General features: G+C 43.8%; 12 protein-coding genes, 6 tRNA genes and 1 CRISPR repeat array. All 18 genes read right to left on the bottom strand.

Going from position 1 to position 15,344, the window contains the following annotated elements; genetic code table 11:
* Position 1 precedes the first annotated feature (1 nt).
* A CRISPR array of direct repeats spans positions 2 to 357; the repeat unit is 29 nt; unit sequence GTTCAAATTCCTCTATGGACGATGGTTAC.
* Positions 358 to 450: 93 nt separating this feature from the next.
* Positions 451 to 723 (bottom strand): CRISPR-associated endonuclease Cas2, encoded by a 273-nt coding sequence (gene cas2, locus KKC1_RS11240; protein ID WP_272946671.1) that lies wholly within the window; start codon positions 721 to 723, stop codon positions 451 to 453.
* Between the two features lie 10 nt (positions 724 to 733).
* Positions 734 to 1,702, bottom strand: coding sequence for a type I-B CRISPR-associated endonuclease Cas1b (gene cas1b / locus KKC1_RS11235; RefSeq protein WP_088554538.1), 969 nt, complete (start codon positions 1,700 to 1,702; stop codon positions 734 to 736).
* A gap of 13 nt (positions 1,703 to 1,715) precedes the next feature.
* On the bottom strand, positions 1,716 to 2,252 hold the full coding sequence (cas4, locus tag KKC1_RS11230) for a CRISPR-associated protein Cas4 (protein WP_238134288.1): 537 nt from the start codon (positions 2,250 to 2,252) through the stop codon (positions 1,716 to 1,718).
* Complete coding sequence (locus KKC1_RS11225; protein WP_088554537.1) at positions 2,242 to 4,986, bottom strand: CRISPR-associated helicase/endonuclease Cas3; 2,745 nt, start codon at positions 4,984 to 4,986, stop codon at positions 2,242 to 2,244. The genes cas4 and KKC1_RS11225 overlap by 11 nt, the downstream gene beginning before the upstream one ends.
* On the bottom strand, positions 4,976 to 5,854 hold the full coding sequence (gene cas5b / locus KKC1_RS11220; protein WP_192868212.1) for a type I-B CRISPR-associated protein Cas5b: 879 nt from the start codon (positions 5,852 to 5,854) through the stop codon (positions 4,976 to 4,978). The genes KKC1_RS11225 and cas5b overlap by 11 nt, the downstream gene beginning before the upstream one ends.
* Before the next feature lie 14 nt (positions 5,855 to 5,868).
* Positions 5,869 to 6,933, bottom strand: coding sequence for a type I-B CRISPR-associated protein Cas7/Cst2/DevR (gene cas7i, locus KKC1_RS11215; protein WP_088554535.1), 1,065 nt, complete (start codon positions 6,931 to 6,933; stop codon positions 5,869 to 5,871).
* 21 nt (positions 6,934 to 6,954) lie between these two features.
* Complete coding sequence (cas8a1, locus tag KKC1_RS11210) at positions 6,955 to 8,388, bottom strand: type I-B CRISPR-associated protein Cas8b1/Cst1 (protein ID WP_088554534.1); 1,434 nt, start codon at positions 8,386 to 8,388, stop codon at positions 6,955 to 6,957.
* A gap of 5 nt (positions 8,389 to 8,393) precedes the next feature.
* Entirely contained in the window at positions 8,394 to 9,119 is a 726-nt protein-coding gene (locus tag KKC1_RS11205) for a CRISPR-associated endoribonuclease Cas6 (protein WP_192868211.1), read from the bottom strand.
* 460 nt (positions 9,120 to 9,579) lie between these two features.
* On the bottom strand, positions 9,580 to 11,796 hold the full coding sequence (locus tag KKC1_RS11200) for an SEC-C metal-binding domain-containing protein (protein WP_238134291.1): 2,217 nt from the start codon (positions 11,794 to 11,796) through the stop codon (positions 9,580 to 9,582).
* 283 nt (positions 11,797 to 12,079) lie between these two features.
* Positions 12,080 to 12,169, bottom strand: a tRNA-Leu gene (locus tag KKC1_RS11195).
* A 28-nt stretch (positions 12,170 to 12,197) separates the two neighbouring features.
* Positions 12,198 to 12,273: transfer RNA gene (locus KKC1_RS11190), tRNA-Cys, on the bottom strand.
* A 5-nt stretch (positions 12,274 to 12,278) separates the two neighbouring features.
* Positions 12,279 to 12,353 (bottom strand) — tRNA-Gly (locus KKC1_RS11185).
* A gap of 9 nt (positions 12,354 to 12,362) precedes the next feature.
* Positions 12,363 to 12,438 (bottom strand) — tRNA-Phe (locus tag KKC1_RS11180).
* Positions 12,439 to 12,441: 3 nt separating this feature from the next.
* Positions 12,442 to 12,517: transfer RNA gene (locus KKC1_RS11175), tRNA-Asp, on the bottom strand.
* A 62-nt stretch (positions 12,518 to 12,579) separates the two neighbouring features.
* Positions 12,580 to 12,655, bottom strand: a tRNA-Val gene (locus KKC1_RS11170).
* Positions 12,656 to 12,780: 125 nt separating this feature from the next.
* Positions 12,781 to 13,638 carry an agmatinase gene (gene speB / locus KKC1_RS11165; RefSeq protein ID WP_238134287.1) on the bottom strand — a complete coding sequence of 286 codons (858 nt, stop codon included), beginning with the start codon at positions 13,636 to 13,638 and terminating at the stop codon, positions 12,781 to 12,783.
* Between the two features lie 9 nt (positions 13,639 to 13,647).
* Complete coding sequence (speE, locus tag KKC1_RS11160) at positions 13,648 to 14,484, bottom strand: polyamine aminopropyltransferase (protein ID WP_202820051.1); 837 nt, start codon at positions 14,482 to 14,484, stop codon at positions 13,648 to 13,650.
* Between the two features lie 121 nt (positions 14,485 to 14,605).
* Positions 14,606 to 15,344 (bottom strand): Hsp33 family molecular chaperone HslO (gene hslO / locus KKC1_RS11155; protein ID WP_088554531.1); only part of this gene is annotated, 739 nt, incomplete at its 5' end.

Here is a 15,344-nt window from a genome sequence, read left to right as displayed (position 1 = left end):
TGTTCAAATTCCTCTATGGACGATGGTTACCTATGCATATGGCAATGTAACGTCCGAAACATACCGAGTTCAAATTCCTCTATGGACGATGGTTACTTACTCTCGAAAGGAGGGAAGGCGTTTGAGAAGGTTGTTCAAATTCCTCTATGGACGATGGTTACTAAGAAAATATGCTAGAGGTTTTTGATTATACTATGGTTCAAATTCCTCTATGGACGATGGTTACCTCCCCTACCCGCTGCCACCGGGGAAAAGTCATGGTAGTTCAAATTCCTCTATGGACGATGGTTACCTGCAGCGGATATTGTCTCGTTACCCACCAGGTTATGTTCAAATTCCTCTATGGACGATGGTTACAGCAGTCGAAGTGTCGAATTCTCTTGGGATTGAGAGTATAAGAAGATTGGTTTTTGCGTCAAACTCTCGGTTTGCATTTTACAGTCACACAAGTTATATGAAGTTATCGGTTGGATCAGGGGTATTTGTAATAATATCACGTTGCAATTTACTCCCATCGTTTAGAGTATAAATTATGACAAAATCACGTTCTCTGTCAACGGTGGACTTCAAATCTCTTTTTAGAAGCGCCAGTTTCCCTTCGGGTAAATCTCCTTCAAATACCGATTTTTGAACATGCGTCAAATACTTTCGGCAGGTCTTCATAGTTTTAGCCAGCCGTTTCCTACCTTCCCTATCTTCAGTATTAATATCGTATACAAGTATAACCCTTATGCTACCACCACACTTTCATAGGAGTATAGGTATCTTCTTTCAAAATATGTTTAATTAGCTTATACAAGTCTAGGCGAACCAGACTTTTATACTTTATTTTTCTTTTTAAATTTCGGTGCAAAATAGTTTTCTCCATCATCTTCTCAAATTCGGCAACAAAAATCTTTCTGCCTTCTTCTGTCAGATATGCTGAATTTACCCGCGTATCAAAATGCTTTTTGTTCAGCATATTAAGGTTGATTAACTTAAATATCAACCTGTCTACAAAAACAGGCTTGAAAACCTCGGAAACATCAAGAGCAAGGGAAAATCTACGTTCTGAAGGCTCATGCAGAAAACTTATAGTCGGATTTAGTGCCGTGCGGTGGATTTCTTTAAGTATTGTGGTATAGGTTATCGCATTGCCGAAGGAAATTAGCGCATTTAATGCATTTCCTGGGGGCCTTTTGCTACGACCTCCAAATTCCCAGCCCGTAATATCTTCCCATTGGGAGTAGTACAGCTTGCGGACATGCGCTTCTATACTCATAACATCCTCTATTGTTGTGGTATCTTTCAATGCTTTCCTATACCCATCAATTTTTTGACAGGTTTCGTTGTCCTCTCGTTTTTCGAGATTACGACGTATATTATGTATAGCCCCTTCGACAAAGGCACGGGCAAGCATCAGCCGTTTCTCTTTGTCAAGATAATGTTCAGCCTGTTGAACTACCAAATATCCGGATAACTGGGCCTCTCGGGGAATGAAACTGCCGGTATAATTGCCATAATAATCGAAAAAATGTAGGCATATTTGATTCTGTCCGAGAAAATCCAGTAATTTGGTATTAAAGTTAAGTTCAGAAAAACAATAAATATGGTCGACATCTTCCACCGGAATCACGCGGCGGGAAGTGTCGGTCTCAAAAGCCAAAGTGTTGTCTTTCCTTTTCAGCGTTCCAGCCGAAAAAAGATAATAAGTCCTGCTCACAGTAACTCCCCCATCATACGTAGCAAAAGTCAAAATATGCGCATTTTCTGCAAAATTTTTTGTCAAGCCTTGCTGGTGGATGGTCCTCCTGCAGAATATGCTGTATATCTTCCAGGGCTTGTTCCAGCAAATCTTTATCTTTTTCTGTAAGCTGTATATCTACTTTTCTCATATTAGCGGGGTAGTGAAGTACACCGGCAGAGCAATTTACGCCTCGGTTTTGGAGGGTATAAATGTAATATTTCAACTGCCATATATGTGCTTCCTCAAATTTTTTGCTTTTCTTCACCTCGTGTACATATACCTGGTCTCCATACTTAAAAAAATCAATTTTAACATTATCAAAATCAAAGTTACGGCTGCTTTCGCGCTTGAACCGAGTTTCGTGCAGTATCCTACCCTTGATAACATCGGCATTTCCTGAGACGTTTTCCAGGTTTAAACCTTTTGCATGCAGCCATAGCTTGCGTCGGCAAATAAAATAGTAGGAGACGAGGGTCCCCGTTATTCTTGTCCATTCTAATTCTACCGCAGCAGTATCATTCATCATACATCAAGCCTTTCTCATTGTCATAAGGAATGTTAACTACATAAATACCGGCCAACCACCGTCGAAGCTTGTTCTGAACCTTAGTCTGAATACCGCTGTCACCAATAAGAGAAATAATTTCATCGACTCTAACGGAAAATGAATCCTCTCTTTCGACAACCTTTCTCCAGGGACAGTCGACCGTGTACTGGTACAATATTCTATTGGCAAACTCTGTATAGCTCAGATTTCCGCCGCAATCCCTTACCCAATCAGCGACCTCTTTATAAAAATCCCCTTCCATACTTTGAGGTATTATAGTAGCATTTCTCACTTCTCTGAAAATCCTCTGGGCATCTGTTTTGCGATCTGAACAGTAGCCGTGGTCAAGAATATCCAAAGTCTCATAATAGCTATCCAAATAACTACCTAAATAAACCGGAAAATGCTCTCCTGTTTTCCGCACGTTACAAAAATCCGTCAGTAATTGATAGCATACATCCACCCACTGCATTTTCTCTTTCTCGGAAACGGTAAAATCACGACCGTATTTGCTGATCAGTTTGCCCAGGGATTCTATAAGCTTCTCTTTTTCTTGTTTCTTGTTTTTTGGAGCAGAAAAGCAACTTCTCCATTCTTTTTTTTCAAATAGTTCCATTATGTTTGCCGTTGTAACTTCCTCAATTTCCCCACTTCCCAGGGCAAGAAGAATTACCAGAGTGAGCATCGTCAAATCAAAATCATATACAGCGCTGCTGCGAGGGCTTCTTATAGTTCCAATCCCAGGGGCAAGTCCTTGTTTGCTGTCCTTTTTTGGTTCCTGAACCATTATCACCACGTTGGCTTCGAGAGAAGCGTTGTCCCCTATACTGCGAGCATATCTTCTGAATACCCGTCCCATCCGCTGCACAAGGCTGTCTGCCGGAGCCGCATCCGTAAACAATATATCCGCATCCAGGTCCAGGGATGCTTCCACTATCTGAGTAGAAACTACTATGCAGCCTGCTGGTTCGCGCTCCTTATGGTTAGGCATATATTTATAAACCTGGTTTTCCAACTCTTTTCTTCTCTTTTGAGTAAATCTTGAATGCAGTAGTACTGTGGCAAAACTGCTGTCACTATCACCTGTATTCTTAATTTTCTCAAATACATCCATCGCAGCTTTAACCGTATTAAGCACCACCAGCACCTTTTTTCCTTTTTTGGCTGCTGCAATCATCTCAGGAATAAAAGGGTCATAACTACCATCATGCATACTCAACCTTATTCTGTGCCTAGTTGAATCAGCCAAATTTTTAAATTCAGTTTCGTCAAGCAGATGTACAATCTGTTCACTAGAAATCCCTGTTCGTTTTTTGACTTGTTCCTCAATAAAAGCCGGCAAAGTAGCTGTCATAAGCAAAACTTTACCGCCCAAAAAGATGGTTTGCTGGATAAGGTGAGTAATAATGGCTGCCGCTCGAGGATCATATGCCTGGACCTCGTCTATAACCAGACAGCTGTTCATAAGACAGGCAAAAATTCGCTCATATCCCGGGTATCGTAGGACTGCGGGAGCGATCTGGTCAGCAGTACATACTATATACGGTTTAGACATATGGCGTGCCAGTTCAACTGCCCGTCCCAACTCTCCTTCGTAGTCGACGTCTGATTCGAGAGGCTTAACTCCCCTCTCAACACTGCCGTCCCGACGCAGACTGGTCATTTCCAATGCTGCATCTCCGTGGAGAAGAGCGATTTTCTCACCCATATCTTCTTTAATTTTTTCAAAAAATTCACGACTTCGGCTCCAGATACCGTTAACTGCAGCCCTCATTGGCAAAGTTATAAAATTCTTCTTTCCCGCTCCCCACAGGTAAGCAAATTCTGTCTTCCCTACTCCTGTCGGAGCTATAAGTATAAGATTTCCTCCCTGTAAGCCTTTTTTCCGTTCAAAGAACTTCCCTTGCCAAAAAGATTCTGCGCCAAATCTCTCCTCCATAGCATTTTTCAAAATACAAAAGTCCAGGTAATCAGGAATCTCGATATCCTGTAGTGCTACTTTGTTGTGGCTGTCCTCGACATAAGATGCAAAATGATCTGCCCGCATAAGGCTCCCGGTAATAAATACCCTTATTTTCTCATAATTCTCCTTTTCACCAGACATCCCCTTTATTCTGGACGGCAGAAATTTCATTGAATATGGTGGCAGAAGAAGGCCGGCGGTTCCCAGCTCATTGTAACTGAGGTATTCTACATACAGTTCGTTTAGACCCACTGCTTCCCCATTTAAACCGTACTTTTCGGCTACTTCTTTCAGACAACCGCGCAGTTCATCAGCCAACCTGCGCCACTCGGTCTTATTCTCTATGATCTCACTAGCTCGACTGCTGATTTCAGTACTTTGACTTCCCAACAGCAGATCTGGGAAGTACTCGCGCCAATGATGAAAAGCTACTGCAGAAAGTATGATACCCCTTAGCACTTCATCATCGTTATGAAAAGGGATAAATTCTGGTTTGATAAAAAACAGAGAAAGAAGGCTGTGCGGAATATGCCCGGATGTTCTGGAACCGGTAGATTCTAGCTTCTTCTGGAAATCAGGATCGACCTTTCCAACATCATGGAGCAGGGCAGCGTAGCTCAGCGCCCTCCACCATTCTTGAGGAAAAACATCTTGGCTTATCTTTTTCAAAACCTCTATACACTGTAGAACATGATCAGTGTGTTCGTTTAGCGTAGTGCCGTTACTTTTGGCCAGTATATCAGGTGCCATATTTACTCGTGCCCCCCTTCTTTACATCGATTCTAGCCAGATACACAGGGGTTTTAATTTCCGTATCGCAGTAAATCAGGGGAAAAGTAACCGCATCGAGCAAAGGAACTTGGCTTTTGCACAGCCGGGCCGGTATGTGGTCAAAATTTCGGATTGTTACAACCTGTTTTCGCTTCCCATCAAGCCAGCTAACCTTTTCTTTTGCATAAAGAGAAGTCACCAGAAAAAGATTTCCCTGCATCTTTTCATATAATCTTCTATAGTCTCTTTCTATTTCTGTTTCGTCCAACATAAAAGCATTTTCAGGTTCAGGCATCCACTGGTAATACTGACGCGCCTTGCAAAAGTCTTCAGGCTTTTTGCTCAATTTCAGGTCAATCAGGCAGGCCCCACAGGGCGCTGCCCAGTCTTCGGAGCGCCCCAGGTGGAGGTGACTGAACCACCGTTCCGGAAAGTGTATGTTTTCTTGCAAAGCCTTTAAAATTTCCTTAGCAGGATGGTAAAAATATATAAAAACTTCTACTTCATTCAACACCTGCATGACAACCGGGCTCTGCCCGCCGGGATGTTCTACATTTTCCTGCCACGTTCTGTTTTCAATACTGCCGAACCGTTCTTTGTGAGCATTGGAATTTAAATTTCGCAACCATGTATATTCATTGCTTATGGATTCATATTGTGATAAAATTCCCAGCGCAAATGAATCCTTTAACATTAGGTCGATTTTATCATAATCACCTAGTATATTTGCTAACAACCCTATAGCGGTGGAATAGGGCGGCAGCGGATATGTTTTTCTGGGATTACTGCTTTGGGCTATACGGAAATGCGCAGTCGGTGCAGAAAATTTTAGCCTTAGTACTTTCAAAACAATCACCACCGTTAGTCTTCGGTTTTTAAGCCAACGGTTTCAATAATTTCCTTAACCCCAGTCCATTTGTTTAATTTATCATTTAATGTTCCGATAAGCGGGAGTGTATGATTATTCCAATACCAGCTCTTAATGATGTAACTATTCTCGACGGCTTTGTTTACAGGCACGACATCGATACCCCCGTCTTTGATTGTTACGGCTGAATTGAAAACCGGAACCGGAACTTTGAGAGCCGCTACAGCAATAAACACAGGCACCATGCCGTAATCTTCCGTACTGGAATGTATGGTTAGACCGTCTTTTATTACTGTTAAAACCTGTTCGATGCGCTTTCTGTATTCTCCATAAGACAGGAGAAAGCGAACTAAAGTAACCTGCTTTTCTTCTTTTATTCCCACAAACCCCAGAAGCCCTCCATTATTTTCAATTTTATGCCATTTAAGACCTTCTACCTTTTCCTTCCATATACTCCTATCACTCACATCTTCAACCGTGACTTCTGAAAAATTATCAACCCATTTTTTCAGTTCTTCTGGAAGTTTCGTAAAATACAAATCGTGCAAGCCCAGACGTGTTAGGTCCAGAGTAAAGGAAACCTTGTAATATGAATGGTGCTCTTCTTTAGAAAAGGGATTAGGGTTGGATTCATCTCCCTGCCGCCGGGCACGACTTACCATGTCATGATTGGCATAAAATGCCATATCACCCTGCCATGGTTCAAGGGAAATGGCTTTGGTGATACCGAGGGGTGCTTTTCGGGTAACCGAATACGGGCTAGTGCTCATAAAACCGAATAAGTCAAGTTCAGGATAAAAAACAATATTAGCATCAGGGAAGGAAAACTGAATGACACTTTGGTCCATCTTAACCGGCGCGGGTTTCCATTCAAAAAGCTTGTTTAAAGTGCTGAACATGTGATGCCGTATAAAGGCTCTGCTCATAAAGGAGTATGTTCCATTAAAACGGGATAGTTTCTTTATTGAAGTAATATTTTCGCCCAGCTTTTCGTCTCTGTTAACTGCAGAACTCTCAAAAACAACAGTTGCTGTAATGCCCTTAGTCTTGACTTCCATAATTTAACATCTCCCTTCCAATTAATTTTCCTCGTTACTTTCTTCAGAGGTTTTTATCCCAGAGATATAGGCATAAATACCGGTTTTAAATAATTCATCATCCCGGACCTCAAAAAGATGCGCTAAACAGTAAGGGAAAGGCTTCCCGCATGCCACATAGGTTCTCATTAGCAAATGGTAAACTTCGGATCTTTTGTTAAGCCGGGTTAATTCCAGCAGGCGGAAAATAAGACCTTTCTTTGAGTTGTCATCTAAGGAAAAAGGGCTTTCTTCGGCAGCTCGGCGAATCTCTTTTAGGTCGAGCGTGCTCACAAAAACGCCTCCTTTCTTCTTTAAATACTTTCTTATTTCATAAAACAACCTAATAACGACAAAAACCCTCTTCATATCATTTTTATCGCCCTTTGTTATAATAACTTCTGGATCTTCGTTTCGGTTTTCCCCTGTGAGGCTAACATGAAGCGATTTGTATACTATGGTAAGTAGATACTCAAATTTTTCCTGCAATATAGCATCCCATAATTTCCTGTGATAAAGCTTTCCTAAAAGAGAGGCAATTACTGGAATTAAAAAAAGTTCGGCCAGCCTGTCAGATAATGGGTAGTAATCAATTTTTCCTCCTCCAAAAGAGATTACTTCCATGTTCTGAAGTCCCCAACTTCCCAACGCACTCCTTAGCTGGCTGTTATAAGGAACGGCAGTAAACAGGGCTTCCGGGTAAGAGCCTTCGCCTCTGGTTTCGTTCCAAACGAGGTGGTTTAAGAACCAGTTTACCTTCAGGGAATCAGAGTTGATGAAATATTTTTTTTGGTAGACAATATGAAAACATAGAAAGTACGAACGGCATTGCTGGCATACAGGTAAGTTTGGTTTGTTATCCCAAAAGTAATTCGGAACCTTTTTTGGTGCGCTACCCAAATCTTTTGATAATGATAAAGTAAAAAACCTGTCAAGGAGCCTATTCATTTGTTCATCAAAACTAAAAATTTCTCCGCAAAAAGCGCACTGTATTTCTCTTTTTCCTTTATTTGCGATTTCAAACCACGAATTCAAGAAATCTATTCTCGATATCCCAGTATTATGTGTAAGTAAATTGGGATAGAATGTTTTATTCGAACCAAACAAACTGTTGCATGTAATATCTATAGTTTCTCTCACATTTGCTCCATCTTTTTTCTTGCTCTTCTCAACCCACCACCAAGTTATCCGCTTTAGCTCCTTGAGCTCATCCGGCACTTCTCGCCCATCCAAACAAGGATAGTTCTCAGGCATAACTACATCCCTCGTGCTGAACACTGCTTCCATTACTTTTGCTGGTATCTTAACCGTACCATCGTCATGGAGGAAGCTTCTGACCGCATCCTCACCCAGCCCCCAGGCCAGTGTTTCCAAAAATCCCTGGACGCAGGCATTGTAATACCAGGTGGAGGGATATATAGCTACATCTTTAGTCACGGCTGCTATCTCACCTCCAGAAGACCAAATCCCTGACCGGTGCGCACACCCAGACCAAAGTTATATAAAAACTGCAGGCTGTCGGCAGGCCCATCCAGTGCAATACTACCCTGCAGGGTAGTCAGCCGGCCGCCGTAATGGCTGCACACACCTTTGTGATAGCTGGATGCAGAAGGTATAACCTTTATCTTCCCAATTCTGGGGCTCAAGCTCTGCCCGTACTCCTGCCGAAGAAACTCATGTTGTTTTAGAAGATGGGTATTTATGGCTTCTTCTAATTCCTCTACGGTGCTCTCAGCCGCATCTATGTAACCGTTGCGCCCGCGAAGCACTGCATGTCCCCGAATTTTGAAGACCTGTGGGGAAGACTTAATCTCTTTCAAAGGTAGAAGGTTGATATGACGGAGCTTTAACCCCAGGATTGTATCCTGCCCTTTTAGACTTATTGCACCGTTACACAGCGCTGTCATTACTTCATATAGTCCGGTAGAAAACAAAAGATATACAGGCGGCCTTACCCACATCTGCTGCATCCTCGTATCAATATTTACGATTTTTTGAAAATTTACTGAAAACACATAGGGACTGTAGCCGGGTCTTTCCTGTTTAAAACGGTTAAATAACGGCGAATTCTCCAGCATACTCTTAATCAGAGAAATAAAATACCGTCGAAAATCAAGGGGAAATATAACATACTGTTTCATTTCACCGGGTGCAAGAATAATACTCACTCGCAACCTACCACCTCCACTTTTAAAGACATGCAGAGAGCCTAAATGTACCCTCCCTTCTATAGCAGGATATTTTAGGAAATTTCCGTTTATTATTGAGTTAGCCTTTAAGGACACTTGCTACTATTATTTTATAATGTTTGTATATTATAACAAATTTCTCCAAATTTATAGGAAATCCTTCCCAATCTAAATAATTTTAGTATTACATTTCTAGCAATGTTCCAATATATTCACACTCAACAGTGGTATAGGAAACGACAGAACAAACCGTCCGCGAATTTAAAACCTTTCCCCGATTAGTCATGCTGCTGCCTGGACGAACACGAAGCAAGATCAGGCTTCTCTCGTTAGCGAAAACAAAACAAAAAACCGCCCATCCCTTATCAGGACAAGCGGTTTTTGCCAGAATTCCCCGCTGCTGGACTAATTCAAATCCTGAACCGTCCCCAGTATGAATTTAAATGCTAGACCTGAGCCACTCCAGAGCGCCAATGGTTTTCTGCCAAACTTTTTTAGCGTATGCCGCGTAAGCTACCGCTTCATCTTCGCTACCTAGGGTGAAGTAATCGGGCAATTCCCGGGGTAATTCTTTAATACCCATTAGGTAAGCGGGTACATGTCTATTTGCCTTAATTGCCCTTTTTAACGCTGCAGCAGCTTCGGGACTGTTTTTCCCTTTCTTGATAAACTGATACAGGGCCAGGTTGTACAGCCAATCCACCCCGATATCTTCCTCATACCGCCGGAAAAGCTCTTCCAGTTCTTCGTACCGGCCCGCCTCCAGCAGGCAAGTGCTGAGCAAGTAACGCACTCCCTGGTTGTCATTGGGGTTGAGCTCCAACATTTCGGTGAAATGTCTGATGGCACCTTCCAGGTCTCCCACTTCCCATAAACACTGGGCCAGCCCCATTTTGGCCCGCATATACGGCCTAGTCTCCACTAGCCCCCAAAAATACCCCTTATTACTGTGGAAGTACTCCTTTCCCAGAGATTTCTCCCCTGCTTTGACTCCCTTTTCATAGAATTTTATCGCCTCTCCATAGGTCGCAGCAGCATCCTCCGCCAGAATCACATAGGCATCCGCGCAGTGGGGGTAGACCTTCAAAGCTTTTTTAGCTAGACGGACTCTCATCTGAGGGTCCTCAATTTCCCAGGCATCGTAGATCATTTCTTGAGCCCAGCGCCGGGGAGACATCTGCTCCGGGGGTATTTCCGGTAGCCCGCCCCGGTTAATTTCGTCCAAAAAGCGCTGCAACTCTTCTTCGGACTGGAATTCCTGTCCTTCCAACAAACTCTGAATCCGGGCAGTTTCCCGTTCCACCAATGGTCTGCCGCTCCCACCTGAGACCGGTGCAATCCCGGCCTCGTCCAAATGAAATTCCCAGTAAATCATCTCCTCTATTTTGTAGCTGTTTTTGGACACGCTATTGGCAGAAACCCCGTATTTGTCAGCAACCTGCTGCTGCGTCACACCTGGTTTATACATGGAAGCGAGGGTGTACTCTACCGCCGCGGCCCACACACCCGGCTTTCTAAACCGGGGGCATTCTTCGCTGCTGTACTGGTGCCATATTTCCAGAGCCCTTCCTATATCCAGCGGCAGATACTCACCCTTCATTTTTTCCACCAGGAGCCGTGCTTCCTCACGGTATTTGTCGTCCTGCCAGGTGAAGTCATCCACCTGCCTGGGCTTTTCCTTTCCTAGTCCCAGCAGTAGCTTTATTAGTTCCAAGTTTTCAGAAGGTGTAATACCGCCCAATTCCTCATGGTCATAACGTCCCCTGGCAACATCTGCAAGAAATTGCTCCAATTTTTCCTCTAATTCCCGGTGACTGCTTATCTCCAAAGGGCTCCTACCCCCAAGTTCGGGAAGCGGAGTAGCAAGAAACTTCCTGGCCACAAATTGCTTTACTAGCTGCTTGGTACTGTCACCAATCTCAGTTTCTGACTCCGTGCCGGTAAACAGCTGACAGATTACTTCTAAAAGTACTTCACTATGCTGCTTTAAAAATTCACCCCAGCTTTCATACTCAATTCCCAGGTCAGCCAACGCCTGCCTTTCTTCATTAACCCTTTCCAGAATAAATTCTTTATCTTCCGGAGCCGCTACATAAGTACCAATCAAAAATTCATGCCAATCACCTGCAGGCAGCAGCCGGCAAATCTGAATTGCTCCGTGGGGAATCTCCTCCGGGTAATAAGGATAGTACAGGCGTTTTTCCTCACCGGAAAAAATATCTCTTAGTACCGCACCTTTTCCCAAAATCACCCGCACTACTTCAAAAGCAGAAATCGGTGCTTCCTTCCATCTTTCCAGTACTTCAACTAAGGCTTCCCGTAAGCCTTCCCGATTTTCCTCTAAAAACCTTGCAAAGAGAGTACTGCCGTCTTTTAACTTGTAATCGAAAACAAACCAGTCCAAGAATGTATTTCCCAGTTCCTCGTACTGCATGATACCGTCCAAGTCTGTATACTCGCTAATGGGGCACTCTAAAAAAGCTGTACCAAATTCATCGCTGTTTTTTTCGGCAAACTCCACCAGTTGCCTCCGGATGCTGTCAACTTCCCTGTGAAGCATCGTGTCAGACAGGTAAATCACGTTACCGGAATTCTTACCGCAGCATTTCTTGTACTTTTTCCCGCTGCCACAGGGGCAGGGTTCGTTTCTGCCCATTTTGACCAAAACTTATCACTTCCTCTGCTAAAGTTTACCTACATTATTTCTAAAAACAGGGCAATTTTCCCTGCCAGTTTAAATAATTCAACCAGGAGATGGTCTTTATTTATACCCATGTTACCTCTCAGATGCAGGAAAGGTTGCTGTTATGCTGGCCGAAAATGTTTTCAGCAACCTTTCCGATCCTGCCGCAAAAGAAAAATACCAAGAGCTTGTTTTAACGGTGTTCGGACACTCACCCTGCTTCCATCCGCCACAAGCCTTGGTATTACTAGCTTCGTGGTGCCGGGGACCGGAATCGAACCGGTACGGGATTAAGGGTCCCGCAGGATTTTAAGTCCTGTGCGTCTGCCAGTTCCGCCACCCCGGCATAAATTATAAATTTTTTGCAATAAAAATGGAGGCGACGGCCGGATTCGAACCGGCGAATAAAGGATTTGCAGTCCTCTGCCTTAGCCACTTGGCCACGTCGCCTCGTATGGAGCGGGCGAAGGGATTCGAACCCTCGACTTCAACCTTGGCAAGGTTGCACTCTACCACTGAGTTACGCCCGCATATTATAATGGTGCCTCGGGGCGGAATCGAACCACCGACACGAGGATTTTCAGTCCTCTGCTCTACCAACTGAGCTACCGAGGCATTTGGCGGAGCTGACGGGAATCGAACCCGCGATCTCCGGCGTGACAGGCCGGCATGTTAACCGCTACACTACAGCTCCTCCAGAAAAGCCGGAAATGATAACTCTTACCTTTCCGGCAACAATTTCAATAGTAAGATAAATGGTGGGCGGTGACAGACTTGAACTGCCGCCCCCCTGCTTGTAAGGCAGGTGCTCTCCCAGCTGAGCTAACCGCCCAACCACTGCAAACAATAGTATAACATACTCTTCTTATGAAAGTCAAAGCCAAAGTTTTGCCAGAAAAATATCTTTCTTTAAGAAGCGATAATATTATATCATGCCGAAAAGTAAAAAGTCAAACATTAATACCATCCAAGAAGGGCTTCTCTGATGATTTTTGCTGCCAAAATAGCAGTGTGCCGTGTTGGGTCATTGAGAGGACATACTTCTACCAGATCGAAGCCTATTATATTCAACTCATTAAGCTTTTTCACCGCTGCTAGAATTTCTGTCGAGGTACATCCACCCGGCTCAGGGGTACTCGTACCGGGAGCATACGCCGGATCAACTACATCTATGTCCAAGGTTACATATACTGGCCTTCCCTGCAAATTCTTTACAATATCATCCAGCGGTTCCAGCACCATTTCAGGATAAAAACGGGTGTTCTCCCGGGCATACGCGAACTCTTCTCTCGTGCCGGAGCGGATGCCCAACTGGTAAAGATTCTCCCTTCCAATTATCTGATTAACATGCCACATTACTGTTGCATGAGAATACTCCTGCCCGAGATATTCTTGTCTCAGGTCAGCGTGTGCATCAAACTGTAGGACTGCCAACCCCGGGTGCCTTTCTGCCATCACTTTGACCAGCGGAAGGGTAACCAGGTGCTCACCACCGATAAAAACTGGCTTTTTTCCGTCCAGAACTATTTTCCGAGCTACCTCTTCAATCCGCTGGAGACTTTGCGAGACATTGCCCAACGGAAGTTCGACGTCTCCCCAATCGTAGTAATTCTTCTCTCGGAGATCCTTATCTAAAGTTGGGCTATATTCCTCCAAAACTTCTGATACAGTTCTGATGGCAGAAGGCCCCCAGCGGGTCCCTGGGATAAAACTAACGGTCAAATCCAAGGGAACCCCTACCAGTACGATATCTGCCTCGTCATAAGTCTTTTTACTTCCTATAAAACTCAGGTTGTTTACCATTAATTCTTTCAAGGCTTCCTCCTATTTTAACAGCTCTGCAATAAAATTAGGCAACACAAAAGCCGCTTTATGGATCTGAGGATTATAGTAGCGAGTATTCAATGGGGGTATTTTTTCAAGGTCAACCTGCTCGGGATCATACTTTTTACTGCCCATGGTAAAGCACCATAATCCCCCGGGGTAACTGGGAACAGTAGCTAGATAAACTTTACTTATAGCAAAAATTTTCTTCAAACTCTTATAAACCGAAGAAACTAATTCCTCATTGAAGAAAGGTGATTCAGTCTGCGCCACTAAAATTCCGTCATCTTTAAGAGCTCTATGTACCTGCCGGTAAAAATCCTCACTGAAGAGACCCACTGCTGGTCCTACCGGATCAGTGGAATCTATAATAATTACATCATATTCATTTTCATGTTCCTGGACATGCTTTATGCCATCTGCCACCACGATTTCCGCTTTCGGATCATCAAAAGCAGACCCTATCTGTGGTAAGTACTTGCGGGAAGCTTCTATCACTTTTTCGTCTATCTCTACCAAAGTAGCCTTTTCTACTGCCGGGTGCCTAGTCACCTCCCGAAGCGTTCCGCCGTCACCACCACCGATAATCAAAACATTGCGGGGAAAAGGATGGGTGTTTAAAGCCACCAAGGAAATCATTTCATGGTATATAAACTCGTCCTTTACCGTGGTTTGAATAACATCATCTAGTACGAGCATACGACCGTAGGGTAACGTGTCGAGAACCGCAACGTTCTGATATTGAGATTGTTCCGAACACAGCACCGACTTAGTCATACATGATATTTTCAGGGTTGAAGTCTGCAATTCCGAGAACCACAAACCTTTCACTAACATCTCCTCCATTCAAGTCAATACTCTCAAATTATTATACCTTTTGCTTGTTTTACAAATCAAGAAATTTTAGTGCGTTCTGCATCCTCAAGATAAAAACGAGGGCCGAAAATTGGATGGCCCCTCAGCTTCCCTTTTTCTCCTCTAATTCTTTTAACAGTTGAACGATTTCTGCACGGGAAAAATGATACGTACGATTACAGAAATGGCAACGAACTTCAGCCTGACCCTGTTCTTCCAACATAGACTTGAGCTCCGCGTGACCCAAACTCAGCAGGATTTCCTCTAATCTTTCCCGGGAACAATTACAGGCAAATTTCACCGCCTGTTTCTGATGAATCTTGATATTGAATCCGTCAAGAGTTAATGCCAAAAGTTCCTCTGGTTTTCTGCCCTGGTCAATCAGACTGCTCACGGACTCTAAGTTTTTCAAATTTTTCTCCAGCCTTTCTATAATTTCTTCCTGTGCACCGGGCATCAACTGGATGATTAAGCCCCCGGCTGCCCTAACCGAGTGGTCTTTTTCCACCAATACACCCAAGGCTACTGATGAGGGACGTTGCTCGGAATCGTAAAAATAATAGGCCAGGTCTTCCGCAATTTCGCCCGAAACCAACTGCACACTTCCCGTATAGGGTTCCTTAAGGCCCAAATCTTTTGTAACATAGAGCATGCCCGTATTTCCAACCGCACCGCCCACGTCGAGTTTTTTGTCAGCTCTAGGCGGAAGGTGTACTGTCGGGTCCTGAACATAACCTTTTACTTCTCCTTTAGCGTTGGCGACCACCACTATAGCACCAAGAGGCCCGTTTCCCATTATGCGGATTGTCAATATATCATCACCTTTCAAATCCATAGCCATT

It is taken from the genome of Calderihabitans maritimus, assembly GCF_002207765.1.
GTDB lineage: Bacteria > Bacillota > KKC1 > Calderihabitantales > Calderihabitantaceae > Calderihabitans > Calderihabitans maritimus.
This window is presented reverse-complemented; position numbering and strand designations above follow the sequence as displayed.

What these genes read in the sequence shown, in the direction of transcription:
- cas4 (WP_238134288.1), bottom strand. Translation starts at nt 2,252, where the DNA reads ATGATGAATGATACTGCTGCGGTAGAATTAGAATGGACAAGAATAACG.
- KKC1_RS11225 (WP_088554537.1), bottom strand. Translation starts at nt 4,986, where the DNA reads ATGGCACCTGATATACTGGCCAAAAGTAACGGCACTACGCTAAACGAA.
- cas7i (WP_088554535.1), bottom strand. Translation starts at nt 6,933, where the DNA reads ATGGAAGTCAAGACTAAGGGCATTACAGCAACTGTTGTTTTTGAGAGT.
- KKC1_RS11200 (WP_238134291.1), bottom strand. Translation starts at nt 11,796, where the DNA reads ATGGGCAGAAACGAACCCTGCCCCTGTGGCAGCGGGAAAAAGTACAAG.
- speE (WP_202820051.1), bottom strand. Translation starts at nt 14,484, where the DNA reads ATGTTAGTGAAAGGTTTGTGGTTCTCGGAATTGCAGACTTCAACCCTG.